This is a genomic window from Staphylococcus gallinarum (assembly GCF_000875895.1).
Lineage (GTDB): Bacteria > Bacillota > Bacilli > Staphylococcales > Staphylococcaceae > Staphylococcus > Staphylococcus gallinarum.
This window is the reverse complement of sequence record NZ_JXCF01000001.1, coordinates 239,393-256,742: the sequence shown is the minus strand read 5'-3', so window position 1 is coordinate 256,742 and position 17,350 is coordinate 239,393. Positions and strand designations below refer to the sequence as shown.

The following is a 17,350-nucleotide window of genomic DNA, read 5'->3' as shown; positions in this document are numbered from 1 at the left end:
ATATTCATTGTGCTGTGTTAACTGAATAACTTTAATAATAAAGTGGCTAATATGACTGTTGATACGCCACCAATTCTTGTAGCGACTTGTGCGAAAGGCATTAACGCCATACGTTTAGAGGCAGATAGAATAGCTACATCTCCAGTTCCACCTAAACCACTATGACAACCTGTAACAATAGCTGCATCGACTGGGTACATTTTCATAAGTTTTCCTACGAAATAACCTGAAGCAATCATCGTTAATACAACAGATGCACAGATAACGACATAGGCTGGTGTTACGATTTTAACGACATCACCTAGTGGAATATATAACATCCCTAAACCAACCATGAGTGGCCATGTTAAGCTAGTTGAGATAAATTTATATAAATGGTGTGCGCCTTCTTCCATTTTATTAGGCATCCAGCTTAAGCATTTAATGAATGTTGCAAATAAAATCATAATAACTGGTCCAGGAATACCAATAAATTTATGTCCAAGTGTACCTACAATAAAGAATGTACATGCGATTAATAAGCCAGCTCCCATTAGTGAAAAATCTACAGGTTTATCGCTCGCATCTTTTTCTTGTAATAAATCATCACCTTTATCTGCTTTTACTAGTGAACCATTACCAGATAGGTGTGTTTTCTTTTCACCTAAGCGCATCATTAAACCAGCACAAACTACTGCAAGTATATTACCGATAACGGCTGCCGGAATCATTTGTCCTACAAATGTTTCTGCGGATTGGCCTAAGATAGATGAGTAAGCGATGGATAGTGGTAAGATACCTTCACCAATTCCACCACCAATGATTGGTACAATGATAAAGAATAATGTATGTTTAACATCATATCCAAATAAAAGACCAACCAAGATACCCATACCTACAGCGGATAGTGTGCCGACAACTAATGGCACAAACATACGTGTAAAGCCTTGAATCAATACTTTTCCATTCATGCCTAAGATACTACCAACGACTAAGCAAGAAATGTAGAAATATAGGAAGTTGGAAGTTTTCATTAATGTTGTTACAGCTTTCATTGATGCCGGGTTAATCAAGTTTAAAAATACTAAAATGGACGGTATGAGTAATGCCAAAATTGCAGGACCGCCAATGTCCTTTAATATGGGTATACGGTTACCTAAGTCACCTAATAAAATACCTAAGATCATGATGACTGCGAATCCGCCAATCATATCTGGTGGCAATGTATTGTAAACTGATGCAGCAAAGATAATGGCTGCCAATGTAACATAGAGTGGTAAAGGAACGACGCCAATCTTTATCTGCATGAGCTTAGCCCAAATCCCCTTTGACTTACCTTCTTGAACGTCATATTTCGCCTGTTCTTCGCCATCAACAGTAAGCGCTTTCATTTCGCTTTTTGAAATCATATTAATCCCCCTTAATTATCATATGCATATCATAGGATTAAATAAGGGAATTGCACAGTTTATGAAAGTTTAATAATCTTTTTGTAATTAAAAAAAGAGCAACAATACCTTACATTTGTACACAACTGATAAAGGTGCTGTATAGTCTGCAAGGGTACTGCTGCTTTTAATTATGGTTAATAAAAATTTAACCCATACGGTATATATTCGAATATCTTAATTTAAATAGGGCGTTAAATAATGTAGATTATCTTGCCTGAATTTATATTGATATACGGGACGACCAATGCCGTATGTTAGTGATTCTTCTAACACATTAATATCTGCAAGGAATTTCAGATATTTTCTAACTGAAACTCTAGAAACATCTGCAATTTCTGCTATTTCATCTGTTGAAAAGGTTTGTTTGCCAGAGTGGTTTACCTTATCGATAATAGCTTGCAGTGTACCTTTTGTTAAACCTTTAGGTAAGGTAGCTGTTCCATCGCTTTTTTTTTCAGATTTATTAAATAATCTACTGTCTAACGTTGATTGGTCAAAGTTTTGATTTTCATTGAAAAATTGGTGCTTGTGTTTATATTGTAATAACGACTGTTTAAAGCGCTCAAATTCAAATGGTTTTATGAGATAATCGATTGCACCATAACGCATTGCTGTTTGTATTTTATCTGCATCAGAAGCGGCAGTTATTAAAATTGCGTCTATCTTATAGTGATGTTCTCTTATATAAGTTAATAATGTTAGACCGTTTTCGTCTGGCATATAGACATCTAATAATACTAAGTCGATGGGTTGAGTTTCGATGACTGAAGTAGCGTCTTTTACATTATGTGTAATGTCGACTAAATCGTATCCTTCAACTTTTTCTATAAATTGTTTGTTTAGTTGAGCTACCATTGGATCGTCTTCCACTATAAGTACTCGTATCATTATTGATTCCTCTTTTCTGCATATGGCACTACTACTGTAAAGTGTGTATTTCCTCGAGTATTTGTCTGGAGGGTGATTTGGCCTTCAAGGTTGTCGATACTTTGTTTAACAAGGTACAATCCATACCCCCTATGATCTCCTTTGGTAGAATAGCCTTTTTTGAAAATATCTGCCTCAGATGATTCAGATAAACCATGACCTGAATCGATCACATCTATTGTTAATATATCATTATTATATTGTAAATAAACTTCGATCGATTTGTGCTTAAGTTCAGAAGCAGTTAAGGCTTCTAGACTGTTGTCAATCAGATTTCCAATAATTGTAATCGTATCGTGTGTTAAATATGAATGTTGTGGTTCTGGAATGACGGTTTGATTGATGATTTCAAGTTCAATATTATGTTCTCTTGCAAGGCTTAATTTTCCGATTAAAAAACCAGCCAAGGCTGCATCTTTGATATTGACTGCGATATTCTCATTTTCTTGGGTACCGTGTTCAACTATTTCATAAATATATTGCTTTAAGTCATTATAATTTTCCATTTGAATCATGCCTAAGATAACATGTAGGCGATTGCTAAATTCGTGTGACTGTGCGCGCAAAGTTTCTGCATAAGTCTTTACACCAACTAATTGCTCAGATAATTGGCTGATTTCTGTTTTGTCTCTAAATGTTGAAATTGCACCGACAATTTCGTTATTCACATAGAGTGGTACACGATTTACTAATATTTTAATGCCATTGATATTTTGTTCTTCATCGACTTCCGGACGACCATTTTCTAATACTTTCGGAAGTTGGGTAGACTGCATATAGTCATTAATTTTGACGCCAATCGCTTTGTCTGGAAGACCTGCCTTACGGAAAATATCTTTCGCTGAACGATTAACTAAATTAATTTTACCTTCGTGGTCAACAGCCACAATACCTTCGTGCACAGATTGTAGCATTGTATTACGTTCTTCTAGTAATTTAGCTATAGCAGAAGGTTCTAAACCGAGCAGTGTTTTTTTAATATAACGGGATACTAGAAAGGCACCTATAATACCCACCAAGATACCTAAAACTGTACCGATTAGAATTTTCTTATTTCCATCAGCAAATGCTTCATTAACGTGCTTCATTGGTACACCAACAGCGACGACACCAATCTGCTTGTCATGACTGTCGTATATTGGAGTAAATGAACGTAATGATTTACCAAGCGTTCCTTCCGAAATCGAAGACGTACTGTGACCGTGTAAAGCTTTAGTCTCATCGCCACCTTGGAATCGCTCACCGATTAGTTTTGGATTCGGATGTGATTTACGGATACCATGCATATCCATAACTACAATAAATTGGACACCTGTAGCCTTTTGTATTTCAGAAGTATATTTTTGAATCGTCTGTGCTTCTTGTTTATGTTTTAAACCAGTCTTGACGATATCTGATTGTGCAACGGTGCGTGAAATAACTTCAGATTTTTCTTCGGCTGTTTTATGCACAGCATTTCGTACCGTATTGCTGATTAGTAGACTGGTGATTAACAGTGAAAAGATTACTACTAAACAGACGTATATAATGATGATTGTGCTAAGTTTAAGTTGTCGTTTTTGCAAAATAATTCCCATCCTAACCATGTTTAAACAATATATAAGTCAAATCGCATCAGTTCTTAAAAATTTGATTTATTACATAAATTGTTACTAAATATATACTTATTTCTTCTAAATAAGAATATCTCAAAATTATAATTTTACAACCTTTAAATGGGAAATTAAGATATTTAAGGGTTTGAAATACTACAATAGAAACGAGTTAATTAAACTAAAAGAGATTGTCACTATAAAGGCTAGTTTTTTATTATTATTGAAAAATCAGTTAAAATAAAAATAATACAATGCAGTTATTGTAATAGTGTAGTGATGTTATTTTGTGAGAGAAAAATGGTTTTCTCAAACATTGAATAGAATCTGTGAAAGATTGAGGAGATAAATAATGAGTGTATCAGAGGCGATATTTACAACAGGCGAATTTGCAACATTATGTGGAGTGAAAAAGCAAACGCTGTTCCATTATGATGAAATCGGTATTTTACAACCAGAGTATAGAAATGACAAAGGCTATCGCTATTATTCCTTAAAGCAGCTTGAAATATTTAGTGTGATTGAGATATTAAAGGACTTACAGCTATCGTTGACTGAAATCAAGACATTTTTAGATGATAGGTCAGTTACAGAAACGATTAAGTTGTTAGAGCATAAAGCGCATGAAATCGACCGACAGATAAAGGAGATGGAGCAACTTAAATTATCAATTCAAAATCGTAGACAGCATTTAATAGAATCTAATGAAGCGGATTTCACGAATATCGAAATCGTTACACTGCCTGAAAGTTATTATTTGCTTAGCGAAAGTGTTACAGGCAACTCGATGAAGGAGACATCTCATGCTTTAATGTGCTTTATTCGAGACAATCGGTTAGACTTCGGCCACCCTATCGGCGCACTGCTCTCTCAAGACCATATTATGAATGGGATTTATGATGACTATCAATATTTCTATATTAAGATAGATTATGGTATTGAGCAGGCGCATCATATGCGGGCAGCAGGGCAGTTCGTTGTTGCCTATCATGAAGGTCACGATGATACGATATATAAGACACATAAGAGAATTAAGGCATTTTTAAAGCTGAAGGGTTATCAAATTGATGGTGATAGTTACGAAGAGTATGTTGTAGATGAGGTAAGTACAGACGGACCGGATAAATATGTCACAAAAATATGTATACCAGTAAAACAGAATGACATTTCTGAAAAACCATTATCATAGTAGTTGTAAAAAAATAAATCTCACTTGTTGACTATACGGTAACCGTATAGTTTATATTTTTTATTGTAGAGAAAGCAGGTGAGTATACATGACATTTAAAAAAGCAACAGTTTTAGCATTAGTATCTAGTGCACTATTCTTAATCGTCATTGATATGACTGTATTATATACAGCGCTACCGATACTAACGCATGATTTACATGCTACAGCAACGGAAAAACTATGGATTGTTAATGCATACGCACTCGTCGTGGCAGGGTTATTACCAGGTTTAGGTACATTGGGTGACTATGTGGGGCATAAGCGTATGTTCTTAACAGGATTAATGATATTTGGAGCTGCCTCTGTGCTAGCTGCTAGTGCAACATCACCAGAGATGTTAATTATTGCAAGAGTGATACTAGCGATAGGCGCAGCAGCAATGATGCCACCCACATTATCTATAATTAAACGTACATTTGTCGATGAACAAGAGCGTGCATTTGCGTTAGGCGTATGGTCTGCAACCACAGCTGCAGGAGCAGGTTTAGGACCTGTAATTGGTGGTGGTTTGTTGGCCTACTTCTCTTGGCATTCAGTATTTATAATAAATATACCAATTGTGGTTATTGTCTTAATATTATCTTATTTATTTGTACCGAATTATCCTGTTCAGAAGACGGGACGTTGGGATGTTATCAGTTCTATACAGATTATGGTTGGGCTGATTAGTGTTGTTTACGCGATTAAAGAAGTTACTAAACAAGGACCGAATTTCATAATAGCAGGGACGACTTTGGTGATTGGTTTAATAGCGATTACTTTATTTGTTATGAGACAACGTAAGGTTCAACAACCATTAATTAATTTGAAAATCTTTAAGAATATCCACTTTACGGTGGGGACGTTAGTTGCGATTGTTACAGCATTTACGATGATGGGATTTGAATATATCTTGTCTCAGAGACTACAACTTGTATTAGATTTAACAGCATTTCAAGCAGGATTAATAGTGATGACAATGGCAGTAGCTTCATTAGTTGGGGCAATAGGTATCGGCATGATTTTAACGAAGTATGGCACAATAAAGTTACAGTGGGTAACATTGATGATTGCTTGGGTTGGAATCATCTTGTTCTATTGGATACTTGATGGCTCTTTAGTGATTCAAATTATTACATTGATGCTAGTAGGTTTAGGACTCGGTGGTGCCATGACATTGGCATCTACAGCTATAATGACAAATACATCCGATGAAAATTCAGGTATGGCAGCATCTATAGAGGAAGTGTCATTTGAGTTTGGTGGATCATTAGGCATCGCAGTACTTGGAGGCTTGTTTTCAATGTTTTATAGCTTATCATTTAACTTTAAAGATAGTGGAATAGATTTGGCTAAGGCTAAAGGAAGTCTTGACGAAACTTTGATTCAAGCTGAACAGCAACCAGAGTCTATCAGCAAACCATTGATTGCAGCAGGGAAACTTGCATTTGATCAGTCATTTTCCATTATTATGATGATTGGTAGTGTGATTATAGGAGCAACTATTATTCTATTGATATTATTAGATTATAAAAACAAACGACAAACTTCAGTCATTGAATAAGTGAGCGTTGATATTATATTAGTTAAAATAAACTGACACTTAGGAGATGGAAAAAGGAAGCACAGATATAATCTATGAACAAGGCAGTAAATGAGTTTATACATTCATTTACTGCCTTTATATTTATAATCATTTATCTGCGTAGTTCACTTATTTAATTACACTATCCTAGAAGTCATCTTTGACTGGTATGACTACCTATAAAACCGCGTTTAAAAGTATCTTAGTTCTATGTGTATTGTTTTTGTTATAAATAGGAGGATTGGTAATTTATAATGGAACGTATTGTTTAGTTCGTTTTTTTTCAAATAAATTGTTTATCCAATTAAATCTCGATTTCTATAGCCAACATAACCTAGAATAATCAAGATGATACTAATTAAAGTCATAATCGTAAATGGCATGATTTCAAAGCTTTCTTTTGGCATTTGAGGAAGCCAATTAAATAGTGCTGTTTTTGAAAACCAGTCAGGTAAATCTAAAATACCACCAAAATAATTGATAGCAAAATTATAGCCAAGATAAGCATAAGTTAATTTGCCAAGTCTCGGTGCCCAGCCAAGCGCCAAAGTAGCTAGCCCTGTGAAAAATAATATTGCTGGAAAATAGTTACACCCAGCGGCAAGAAAATCTATAAGCTTTAACTCAACATGTCCATCCATTACAGTTAATGCAGTTCCACCTAGGCTAAGGGTAACCGCTAAAACACTTATAATGATAAACAATAATGCTAATCCAATCGTGGTCCAATAAAGTCTACCGCGCGTTACTTTAGTAGGGAAGATTTGACTAAAACGAAATTTACTTTCTTCAGAGAATAATTTATTAACAATTGCAATTGGTAATATCGTTACGAGACTCACCATAATGATCATTATCGTACTAGTGAATGAAGATTCTAGGGAAGCGTTAGAATTAGCAAACATTTGTTTAATCAGTGCATTACCTTTTATGAAATTCTGCATATCGCCATAAATTGAACCGTAAGCTATACCCATAGTTATAAAGGCAATAATCCAGCTGATAATTGCTGTTTTATTAATTTTAAATAATAAGCCATGGATAGACAATAATGATTTTTTAGCATGTGCTTTTCCTTTTAGCTCAGGTATATAACTCGCACCCATATCGCGTTTGCCTTCAAGTATCATAGCGATAATAACGACTACCATATTAAATAGGATTGCCATGATGATTGGATACCAATGATTATCTGTAAAAGGATATCCAAGATAGCTCCAACCAAGCGGGTTAGCATAAGACAAATCAATATTAGAAACGTCTGTACCGGCACGAAGGATATATAATAAACCTACAATACCAAGAGATGCACCAGTAGCAGATGAAGCGGATGGCATGATTTGAGACATTATGAGTGCAATGCTACCTCCCATAATCCCAGTCATACCTATTGAGATGCCAAAGAGCAATGAGCCTTGCATGGTAATTGTATCTACATTAAAGCTCATCATAATCCCAAATATAAGCAACGATATTAACACGTTAACTAATAAGATTTCTATAAATGCAGCAAGAGAATTTGCTTGTCGCCCAACATGAAATGAACGTACTAGTTCAGTAAGTCCCAATTCCTCTTCTTTACGTGTATGACTAATCACATGTAACATGGACACAATCATTGAACATAGTCCGCAAAACAGTAGCATTTCATGTGCGTACATCGCGCCCAAAGTGTAGTCTTTCGCTGTTTCTATAGGAGTAGGGCCAATGATAGAGATCATCGCAGGGTTTTGTAATGTTTCAAACATACCAATGAGCCCATTTCCTTTGGACATTTCTTTAAAAGAAGGAACAAATCCTGCAGAAAATATAGCAACAGATAGCACCCAAATCATTAATTTTTTCCAGTCGCGCTTTAAATACTGTAAAAAAAGCATGTGCCAAAGAGCAAATTTTTCACTCATCTCAAATGCACCTCCTAACTATTTTTATTTTCATAATGGCGCATAAACAACTCTTCCAAAGTTGGTGGTGTTGATTCAAATTTCTTAACACCTAATTTTGCGGCTTCATTCAAAATATGACTTAGCTGCTTATTATCTGCAGAAAATGTTGCTTGATTAAGGTGTTGCTTAAAGTCAAATATACCCTCAACATTTGATAACTTAGAGACATCTGTTTCTGTTTCTAGTGTTATCGTTGAAGATGTTAAATGTCTTAATTCATCGAGTGTTCCACTTTCTACAATTTCTCCTTGTCGAATAATAGCCACTCTATCTGCTAAACGTTCCACTTCACTTAAAATATGTGACGATAATAAAATGGATTTTCCATTATTTTTAATTTTTTCCACTTCTTCTTGAAATACGACTTCCATTAATGGATCTAATCCAGAAGTAGGTTCATCAAAAATATATAAATCTGAATCTACAGATAATGCTGATATCAAACCTACTTTTTGACGATTACCTTTTGAATAGCCCTTTGCTTTTTTCTTAGGATCTAGCTCGAAACGTTTTATGAGTTCATCACGTTTATCCGTATCCCCATTACCATGTAATTTCATAAATAAATCGATGATTTCTCCGCCAGTCATATTACCCCATAATGCAACGTCTCCAGGCACATAAGATATATGTTTATGAATTTTTAAGCTCTCTTTCCACACATCTTTTCCGAAAATTTCTGCACTTCCTGCGTCACGTTTAATAGTTCCTAACAATATACGTAACGTGGTAGATTTCCCTGCACCATTAGGACCAATAAAGCCTAAGACTTCTCCTTTATTTACTGTAAAAGAAACGTTGTTTAAAGCTTTGAAATTTCCAAAACTTTTTTGTAAATGACTTATCTTTACAACTTCCTCCATAATAATTCTCCCCTTATAAAATGATTTGATTAATCATAGCTCGCCTTCATTATAGAAACTTCGCTTTAATATTTGAGCGTATACTTTCCATTCATTAAAGTACTGATTTCCAAATTCAGAAAAATTTTCAAACGAATTGATTTGATGAATCGCTTTTTCTCCAAAACCATACATTGTCCAATTAAGAATTTCTATTGCCTTGTTAATATCTATATCATCACGAAACTTTGAATAGTCTATGCCACTATATATTTTTTCATTTCCATGCTTATAGATAAGATTGATATTTTCCTCAATATAAGGTTTTACTTCTTCTGCCGATTCCTCATTTATAGATTTTAGAAAATCAAAAATTTCTGGATGATTCTGTTGTATATATAGTTTTTGCATACCGATATTCTCGAGTCGATTGAATACATCTGTTTCACTTAAATCAATTTCCGCATACATATTTTCTATAATTTGAACACTATAGCTAATTAAATAGCGATAAAGGTCCTTTTTATTATTAAAATAATTAAATAGTGATCCTTTAGATATTTGAGCATTCTTCACAATTTCATTTGTTGATGCCTTGTCATAGCCACTTTTCACAAATTCCTTAATAGCAGCATTTACAATAGTTCTTTGCTTAGCTGGTTTTAGATTATTAAACAAACTATTAATAAAAAGACCTCCCTTAAAATATAAATGACTACTTTGGTCATTTATAATATACAATGAATGACCAATGTGGTCAATATATAAAATTTTGCAGATTAGATATAAAAAAGATTTATAGAGCCGTAGATCTGCAGAGGTCTACGGTTTATTCAAAATGTAAATAATTTTTACTGAATATGAGTTTTACAAGTGCAATACTATATTAAGGGTTATCCCTCTTACTGTTTATTTTTTAATGTTCAATCAAGGTTTGTAGTATGGACTTTTATTTTACTTTCTAAAATTATGGATTACACTATTAATAACGAAGATTGATTGAGGAGGCTTATATGAAACCTAAATTAGAAGATGTAGCTAAGTTGGCAAATGTATCTAAAACAACAGTATCAAGAGTGCTTAATAAGAGAGGATATCTTAGTCAAGAAACGATTGATAAGGTGAATGATGCTATGAAAGCTCTAAACTATAAACCTAATTCTGTGGCGCGCCAATTATATAATAAACAGACTAAAATTATTGGACTCTTATTTCCTACGGTAGCGAATCCTTTTTTTGGTGAACTTGTAGAAGCTTTAGAAATCAAATTATATAAGCAAGGTTACAAAGTGATTATTGGTAACTCTATGAATGACCCTGAAAAGGAAAGGCATTATTTAGATCAATTATTATCTAATCAAATTGATGGCATGATTGTCGGTACTCATAATCAAAATATTGAACAATATGAGCATACACAGCTACCTATTGTAGCGATTGATAGAATCATGAATGAAGATATTCCAATAGTTGAATCGGATAATTACAATGGTGGAAAGCTAGCAACGGAAAGATTAATAGAGCAGGGTATAACGAAAATTTTACATATTCATGGACCTATAGATTTAGAAACACCAGCTCACAGAAGAAAGACTGCCTATATTGAAACAATGAAGTCACATAAGTTAGTGCCAATTTGTTATGAAGTAGACTTTAGTTTAACAGAAACAAATAAAAAGGCCTATTTCAAAGAGATTTTAAGTAAATATCCAGAGATAGAAGGGGTATTTGCGTCAAATGATGTTGATGCTGCAATCATTTTACAGCTTGCTTACGAAATGGGGAAACAGGTTCCTAAAGACTTTAAGGTAGTTGGATATGATGGTACTCAGATTATGCGTCACATTCAGCCTGACTTAACGACCATTATTCAACCTATTGACCTTATGGCTGATACAGCTTTAGATATATTAAAAAAGCGTCTAGAAAATGAACCTACAGAAAAGGAGTATGTACTACCAGTTGAATTATGGGAAGGTAGTACGAGTTAGTCTGAACTAGCTTTATATTGGAAAGTATATGTTTGTTAAGTTCTTATAATTTTATTTAAATAATGGCTAGATGTTTACATATGTAAACAAGAGAGATGTCACAACATAAATAAACAAAAAGACCAAACTTTGAATCATAAAACCCCTACACTATTTTTAATAGAGAGGGGATTTTTTAATGTAATGATGTTTCTAAATTACACAACATTTGTATAATGATAAATTTTCGGAATTGCGTATTTTATTAATTATTATACTCAATGCTATTAAAATTGAACTGCATCATCCTTGAGTTTATAAATTGTTGCATGTCCTGTTAGTGTTTGATTATTTATACTTTCTAGAACCAATTGTGGATTGTTTGGATAATAATAGCGCTCAGTAAAGCATCTTTCACCGTCATTAATGAATATTTCTAATGAACTTTTATCGACAAATATACGCAACTTGAGTTGATTTGAAGGTGTTACATGGGCATATCGATAGTCATCATAGTCTTTTCTATATAATGTTAATAGATTATTATTAGCTGAAAATCTTAAGGTAATCAGTTCAGTTTTGTCCTGTGTTAACAGTGATAATTTGATATTATCTTTGTCTTTGATATCGAGTAATAATTCTGTTTCAAACACTCTATTTTCAGTTGATATTATTGCTTGATTCTTTTTCAAATTGAGTGTTTGTCCATCATCAATTCTTAAGCTTTTGACGGTGTCTATAGGATTCATATAAATATGATTGTTTTTGATTTCTAAAGTTCTTGGTAGTGTTAGGGCGCCTGACCACCCATCTTCTTGTTCAATCATGTCGTTTTCCCACATATTCATCCAACCAATCACTACAGTTTGACCATCTGGTGTTGTAGTTGTTTGAGCTGCATAGAAATCATGTCCGTTATCTAACTCAACAAAGGACGTTTCTCTGCTAAAGTGATGTTGAGCATAATCGAGTTGACCTACAAAGTATCCAGTTTGAAATAAATTTAGGAATTGTTGATCATTTGCTTCAATTCCTTGTGGTGATATTAACAATACATGCTGATGATCCAATTTAAATAAATCGGGACATTCCCACATAAAGCCTTCTTTAGTTAAGTCTTTTGATTTTTCAATTTCCCCTAAATAGGACCACTGTTTTAAATCTGCTGATTTATATAAAATGACACGTCCAAGACCGTCTTTACTTTGACTTCCCAAAATCATATAATATGCATCTTTATAGTGCCAAACTTTAGGGTCTCTAAAGTGTTGAGTATTATCAGCAGGTGGTGTGGCAACGATTGGATTTAGTTCATATTTCGTAAAATGAATACCATCCGTACTATAGGCCATATTCTGATTTTCCCAAAAATCCTCTGGGTCATCACTATCGTTAAGATGATGACCCGTATAAATTAGATATAAAGTATCGTCTTTAACGATAGCACTACCTGAAAAACAGCCATCTTGATCTTCAGAATCACCAGGTGTTAATGCTATAGGTAATGTCTCCCAATGAACTAAATCTTTACTTCGAGCATGTCCCCAATGCATTGGACTACCTACATGCTCACTATAAGGAAAATATTGATAAAAAATATGGTAATAGCCTTTAAAATAACAGAAGCCATTTGGATCATTAATCCATCCTGATGGTGCCATAACATGATATCCTAAGCGAAATTTTTCTGAAGTAATGTGAACTTTTTGCATAATATAAAAACCTTCTTTCTATATATTAATTAGTTATTTGCGCGTTTTTTAGAAAAGGATCTCCATCGACCATTTCATTATCATTTTTTAATAATAAATATCCGAAAGCGTCAGCAATCATGACAATAATGGAGATGATAATGAAGGTATAATTATAACCAATAGCATCTCGTAACATACCTAATGGAGTAGAGAGTAAAACGGAACCAATTTGCCCTGAAATTTGTAATCCAACTAAATATAAAGTAGCAGATAATTTAGGATCAAAATGTAATGTGATATATCTAAATGTCGGTAACATAAATAATGGCACTTCTAATGCATGCATCATTTTTATCATTGACATTAATATAGGACTATCGGTTGCAGCGCTTAAGCCAATTCTTGTGAACATAACTGTTACACCTAACATTAACGTGGGTTTTACGCCTATTTTCATCATAATGATTGGTACGATGCCCATCATAATTGCTTCGCAGAACACTTGCAGAGAGTTGAGATTACCATACATAGTTTGTCCTGTTTTTTCATTATCGAATAGCTTTGTATAGAAATCTGGAAACATTTGTCCATCATAAATACCATAAAAAGTACCTGTAAACATTATAAAGAGCATGACAATCCATAGATGTTTCATTTTCAAAGTAGCAATCATATCTTTAGCTGTAGGTATTGAGTCATCTTTAGGGTTATTACGTAAATTATTAATCATTTCTTTTTCTTTTTTTGGTTTGAGTAATAATAAATTGATCAATAAAAGTAACCCTAGTACAGAACCGAGCCAGAAATTAAAATCAGGATTAATGACAAATAGATGGCCAGCAATAAGTGCAGATACAGCAAACCCTACAGACCCCCAAGCTCTAGCTTGTCCATATTTAAAATTAAAGAAGCGGCTTAGCTTTTCAGAAATAGTTTCATAAACACCAGATGCGGAGAGAAAACCAGCTGATAAAAAAATAGAACCAACGATGACACCTAAAATAAAATGTTGTTGAATTAAATTTTTATAAATTAATGTAAAAAAAGGGCCAACAAGAATTGATGCCGAGGCACAAAAGATAACTAATGTTCTTTTAATTACTAATTTATCTTGAATTAGACCGTAAACGAAAAGTAAGACGATTGTAAATAATGAGTTTACCGAATAAATTGTACCAATTTCAGTACCAGATAAGCCTAAGCCACTGTCTTTTGAAGCGAGCCAAATTTGAAATAAAGACCACCATATTGACCAAGATGCAAAATATAAAAACATCGTTAATGAACTTTGTATATACGACACATTTTTAAAAGGCTGAACATATTTAGAAAACTTCAAATCACATTACCCCTTTCGAAACTATAATTGTAAACGCTTTCTTAGGAGTTTAGAGTGTTTCCCGGCATATGTCAACCGGTTGACATATGTTTTTCCAGAAATAACAATTTTAGTTAGGTATAAAATAATGAAAATTGACTGGATGAAACATGGATATATTGGGATTTCGACATTTTTGTTAACGATGAATAAAGAATAAGAAAATATATGAAATTAATTCATCTTTTAGTAGATGAATTGTGGTAAATTAAGTTAGAAAATATATTTTGGAGGTTGGATGATGGAATCAACATTACCGAATTGTCCTGAATGTGGTTCAGAATACACATATGAGGATGGGAATTTATTGGTTTGTCCAATGTGTAATCATGAATGGTCTGCTGAAGACGATACTGCTGTTGAGGAAAATGAAATTAAAGATGTTAATGGTCAAGTGTTAAATGATGGTGATGATGTCACTGTAATTAAAGACTTGAAAGTTAAAGGTGTGTCTTCTGTAATCAAGCAAGGTACTAAAGTAAAAGGTATTCGCTTAGTAGATCCAGAAGATGGTCACGATATTGATTGCAAAGTTCCAGGTATTGGACAAGTTGGTTTAAAATCTTCTGTAGTTAAAAAAGTGAATAAATAATTTATTAATATACTGAAATACAAATTAAACCCCAGAGGTTAGATGGAATCTAGCTTTTGGGGTTCTTAAGCGTTGAAAAATAAATTGTTGTTGAATTTTTTACAGTAATTTAAATAAACTAACGAGAGCGTTTAATATAGTAATAATTAAAAATACTAATTTAATTTTAGATTTATCAATAATTGAAAAACACCACAAAATCACACTATATAAACCTGCAGATAATAGTATTGTGAAGATTATGATTAAGAAATTTTGAGAAACGCTAACTCCATTGTTTAGCAGTGTTAATACAGCAGTTATCACTGCCCCTGGTAAAATTGAAGTTATAAAGAGAAAAACATTTAAACCAATAGAGAATTTTTGCTTCGTACCTAATACGCCAACGATGATTTTATAAATTAAAGACTGAAAAATAATGAGAATGAGTCCACAAAGGACTGTTAAAATATTTAACCAAAATAAGGCTAATGCGGAATTTATATGTATATCTATTGGCATATGTTCTACTTTATTTTCTAAAATTGATTTAGCTGATATTTGAATAGTCGCAGTATAAATAATGACAAATAAAACAGTTAAAACAACCTGATACTTTGTTAGTTTAATCATAAGCACCATCCTTTCAAAGATAAATAAATTTCAAGAGATCGCTGATTTATGATATTTAATTTAATTAATAATGGTATTTCTAAGGCAAGAATATAATTACAATTTACACCGGTCAATACTAATTAAGCTTTATTAATAAGAGTATATGTTAGATTAATAAAAATATAATTCAGAGATTTAACTTTAAAATTCAAAAATGTTTTATAAAGCTACTATCAAAAATAGCCCTCTAATCTAATTCATAGAATAGAGGGCTGTTTCTTTAATTTGAAAGTAATAACAATTAATGCTGTATAATTTAAACATTTATTACTCTATAGGTTATTGTACTTTATTGTAATACCCATACAAATGGGTCTTTCAATGTGTGCCAGTTCATGTCAATTTCATCATGCTGTAATAAGCATTGATCTAGTTCTTGTTCAATTTGTGCAACATCCAAATGGGTACCGATAATGACGAATTGTGTATTACGGTCTCCATATTCAGGATCCCACATTTCGCGTACATCTTCACGTTCGTTTAAAATTGTACGTTGCGCAGATTCGTCCATGGATGCTACCCAATATGTAACAGGATGAAGTTCTACTGCTGAACCAGCCTGTGAGAACAAGCAAGCAACATTGTTATACTGTGCTAACCAGACAATACCTTTGGCTCTGACAATATGCTTACCCATTGTTTCAATCCAATGATTAAAACGTTCTGCATGAAATGGTAATCTTCGTCGATATACAAACGAGGAAATACCATATTCTTCAGTTTCTGGTGTATGCGTTTCGTGACCGCCATGTGTCAATTCTCTAATCCAACCAGCTGAACTACTTGCAGTTTCAAAATCAAATCTTTGCGTATTTAAAACATCTGATAGTTTAACCCTTCCACGAATTGTACGAATCAATTTAGCTTCAGGTTGTAGTTTGCGCAATATTTGTTCTAATTCATCTAGCTGTTCAGCACTGACTAAATCTGTCTTGTTTAAGATTAGAACATTGCAAAATTCGATTTGATCAATTAATAAATCAGCAATTGTACGTTCATCATCATCGCTAACGCCTTGTCCTCTATCATTTAATAGGTCTTGTGATTGGAGATCATTGATAAATCGATTTGCATCTACAACAGTGACCATTGTGTCTAAGCGACACAATTTTGATAAATCAATACCCATTTCTTCATCCATATAGGAAAATGTTTGAGCAACAGGTACAGGTTCAGAAATACCTGTAGACTCAATAATAATTTGTTCTATGTCCCCCTTTTTACATAACTGTTCAACTTCTTGAAGTAAGTCTTCGCGTAATGTACAGCAGATACACCCATTTGATAGTTCTACCAATTTCTCATCCGTTCTAGAAATACCTCCACCATCTGCAATCAAGTCCTTATCGATATTTACTTCACTCATATCATTGACGATAACTGCAATTTTAAGGCCTTGGCGATTATTTAAAATATTATTTAAAACAGTTGTTTTACCTGCCCCTAAATAGCCACTAAGTACTGTTACTGGTATTTCAGTCATAAAAATCCTCCTAATCTATTAAATCGTAATCGTTACGATTTAATAGA

At 33.3% G+C, this 17,350-nt stretch carries 14 protein-coding genes; 4 read left to right on the top strand and 10 right to left on the bottom strand.

From position 1 onward, the window contains the following. Nucleotides 1-17: 17 nt before the first annotated feature. The 3 genes from SH09_RS01095 to dcuS all read right to left on the bottom strand — a co-directional run bounded on the left by SH09_RS01095 (nt 18) and on the right by dcuS (nt 3,922). The gene (locus tag SH09_RS01095; RefSeq protein ID WP_042737768.1) at nt 18-1,388 is read right to left on the bottom strand and encodes a 2-hydroxycarboxylate transporter family protein; all 1,371 of its coding nucleotides are present in this window, start codon (nt 1,386-1,388) and stop codon (nt 18-20) included. A 216-nt stretch (nt 1,389-1,604) separates the two neighbouring features. Further along, the gene (locus SH09_RS01090) at nt 1,605-2,318 is read right to left on the bottom strand and encodes a response regulator (protein ID WP_042737767.1); all 714 of its coding nucleotides are present in this window, start codon (nt 2,316-2,318) and stop codon (nt 1,605-1,607) included. Further along, a complete protein-coding gene (dcuS, locus tag SH09_RS01085; protein ID WP_042737766.1) occupies nt 2,318-3,922 on the bottom strand; it encodes a DcuS/MalK family sensor histidine kinase in 1,605 nt (534 codons plus the stop codon). The genes SH09_RS01090 and dcuS overlap by 1 nt, the downstream gene beginning before the upstream one ends. A 379-nt stretch (nt 3,923-4,301) precedes the next feature. Between dcuS and SH09_RS01080 the strand changes: the two genes are divergently transcribed. Both SH09_RS01080 and SH09_RS01075 read left to right on the top strand, forming a co-directional pair. Then, on the top strand, nt 4,302-5,138 hold the full coding sequence (locus SH09_RS01080) for a MerR family transcriptional regulator (protein ID WP_042737765.1): 837 nt from the start codon (nt 4,302-4,304) through the stop codon (nt 5,136-5,138). 88 nt (nt 5,139-5,226) lie between these two features. Continuing rightward, a complete protein-coding gene (locus SH09_RS01075) occupies nt 5,227-6,723 on the top strand; it encodes an MFS transporter (RefSeq protein WP_042737764.1) in 1,497 nt (498 codons plus the stop codon). Nucleotides 6,724-7,040: 317 nt separating this feature from the next. Here the strand turns inward: SH09_RS01075 and SH09_RS01070 are convergent, their stop codons facing one another. From SH09_RS01070 to SH09_RS01060, 3 genes are all read right to left on the bottom strand, one after another. After that, nucleotides 7,041-8,579 (bottom strand): ABC transporter permease, encoded by a 1,539-nt coding sequence (locus SH09_RS01070; protein ID WP_268767848.1) that lies wholly within the window; start codon nt 8,577-8,579, stop codon nt 7,041-7,043. A gap of 83 nt (nt 8,580-8,662) precedes the next feature. Then, the gene (locus tag SH09_RS01065; RefSeq protein WP_042737762.1) at nt 8,663-9,553 is read right to left on the bottom strand and encodes an ABC transporter ATP-binding protein; all 891 of its coding nucleotides are present in this window, start codon (nt 9,551-9,553) and stop codon (nt 8,663-8,665) included. Nucleotides 9,554-9,586: 33 nt separating this feature from the next. Then, nucleotides 9,587-10,210: a TetR/AcrR family transcriptional regulator gene (locus SH09_RS01060; RefSeq protein WP_232138787.1), complete on the bottom strand. Its 624-nt coding sequence runs from the start codon at nt 10,208-10,210 to the stop codon at nt 9,587-9,589. A 335-nt stretch (nt 10,211-10,545) separates the two neighbouring features. Here SH09_RS01060 and SH09_RS01055 point away from each other — a divergent pair, with 335 nt between their 5' ends. Then, the gene (locus SH09_RS01055; RefSeq protein WP_042737761.1) at nt 10,546-11,523 is read left to right on the top strand and encodes a LacI family DNA-binding transcriptional regulator; all 978 of its coding nucleotides are present in this window, start codon (nt 10,546-10,548) and stop codon (nt 11,521-11,523) included. A 266-nt stretch (nt 11,524-11,789) separates the two neighbouring features. Here SH09_RS01055 and SH09_RS01050 read toward each other — a convergent pair whose 3' ends face one another. Together SH09_RS01050 and SH09_RS01045 are read right to left on the bottom strand one after the other, a co-directional pair. Beyond that, complete coding sequence (locus SH09_RS01050) at nt 11,790-13,214, bottom strand: glycoside hydrolase family 32 protein (protein ID WP_042737760.1); 1,425 nt, start codon at nt 13,212-13,214, stop codon at nt 11,790-11,792. A gap of 25 nt (nt 13,215-13,239) precedes the next feature. Further along, nucleotides 13,240-14,535 carry an oligosaccharide MFS transporter gene (locus tag SH09_RS01045; RefSeq protein ID WP_042737759.1) on the bottom strand — a complete coding sequence of 432 codons (1,296 nt, stop codon included), beginning with the start codon at nt 14,533-14,535 and terminating at the stop codon, nt 13,240-13,242. A gap of 280 nt (nt 14,536-14,815) precedes the next feature. Between SH09_RS01045 and SH09_RS01040 the strand changes: the two genes are divergently transcribed. After that, a complete protein-coding gene (locus SH09_RS01040) occupies nt 14,816-15,166 on the top strand; it encodes a zinc ribbon domain-containing protein YjdM (RefSeq protein ID WP_042737758.1) in 351 nt (116 codons plus the stop codon). 99 nt (nt 15,167-15,265) lie between these two features. Here SH09_RS01040 and SH09_RS01035 read toward each other — a convergent pair whose 3' ends face one another. After that, complete coding sequence (locus SH09_RS01035; protein ID WP_042737757.1) at nt 15,266-15,778, bottom strand: hypothetical protein; 513 nt, start codon at nt 15,776-15,778, stop codon at nt 15,266-15,268. Nucleotides 15,779-16,109: 331 nt separating this feature from the next. Then, nucleotides 16,110-17,303, bottom strand: coding sequence for a GTP-binding protein (locus SH09_RS01030; protein WP_042737756.1), 1,194 nt, complete (start codon nt 17,301-17,303; stop codon nt 16,110-16,112). Between the last annotated feature and the right edge of the window lie 47 nt (nt 17,304-17,350).

Bases quoted from the DNA above. Each gene is read 5' to 3' on its own strand.
- SH09_RS01095 (WP_042737768.1), bottom strand. From the start codon at position 1,388: ATGATTTCAAAAAGCGAAATGAAAGCGCTTACTGTTGATGGCGAAGAA.
- SH09_RS01090 (WP_042737767.1), bottom strand. From the start codon at position 2,318: ATGATACGAGTACTTATAGTGGAAGACGATCCAATGGTAGCTCAACTA.
- SH09_RS01080 (WP_042737765.1), top strand. From the start codon at position 4,302: ATGAGTGTATCAGAGGCGATATTTACAACAGGCGAATTTGCAACATTA.
- SH09_RS01075 (WP_042737764.1), top strand. From the start codon at position 5,227: ATGACATTTAAAAAAGCAACAGTTTTAGCATTAGTATCTAGTGCACTA.
- SH09_RS01070 (WP_268767848.1), bottom strand. From the start codon at position 8,579: ATGATTTGGGTGCTATCTGTTGCTATATTTTCTGCAGGATTTGTTCCT.
- SH09_RS01065 (WP_042737762.1), bottom strand. From the start codon at position 9,553: ATGGAGGAAGTTGTAAAGATAAGTCATTTACAAAAAAGTTTTGGAAAT.
- SH09_RS01055 (WP_042737761.1), top strand. From the start codon at position 10,546: ATGAAACCTAAATTAGAAGATGTAGCTAAGTTGGCAAATGTATCTAAA.
- SH09_RS01050 (WP_042737760.1), bottom strand. From the start codon at position 13,214: ATGCAAAAAGTTCACATTACTTCAGAAAAATTTCGCTTAGGATATCAT.
- SH09_RS01040 (WP_042737758.1), top strand. From the start codon at position 14,816: ATGGAATCAACATTACCGAATTGTCCTGAATGTGGTTCAGAATACACA.
- SH09_RS01035 (WP_042737757.1), bottom strand. From the start codon at position 15,778: ATGATTAAACTAACAAAGTATCAGGTTGTTTTAACTGTTTTATTTGTC.
- SH09_RS01030 (WP_042737756.1), bottom strand. From the start codon at position 17,303: ATGACTGAAATACCAGTAACAGTACTTAGTGGCTATTTAGGGGCAGGT.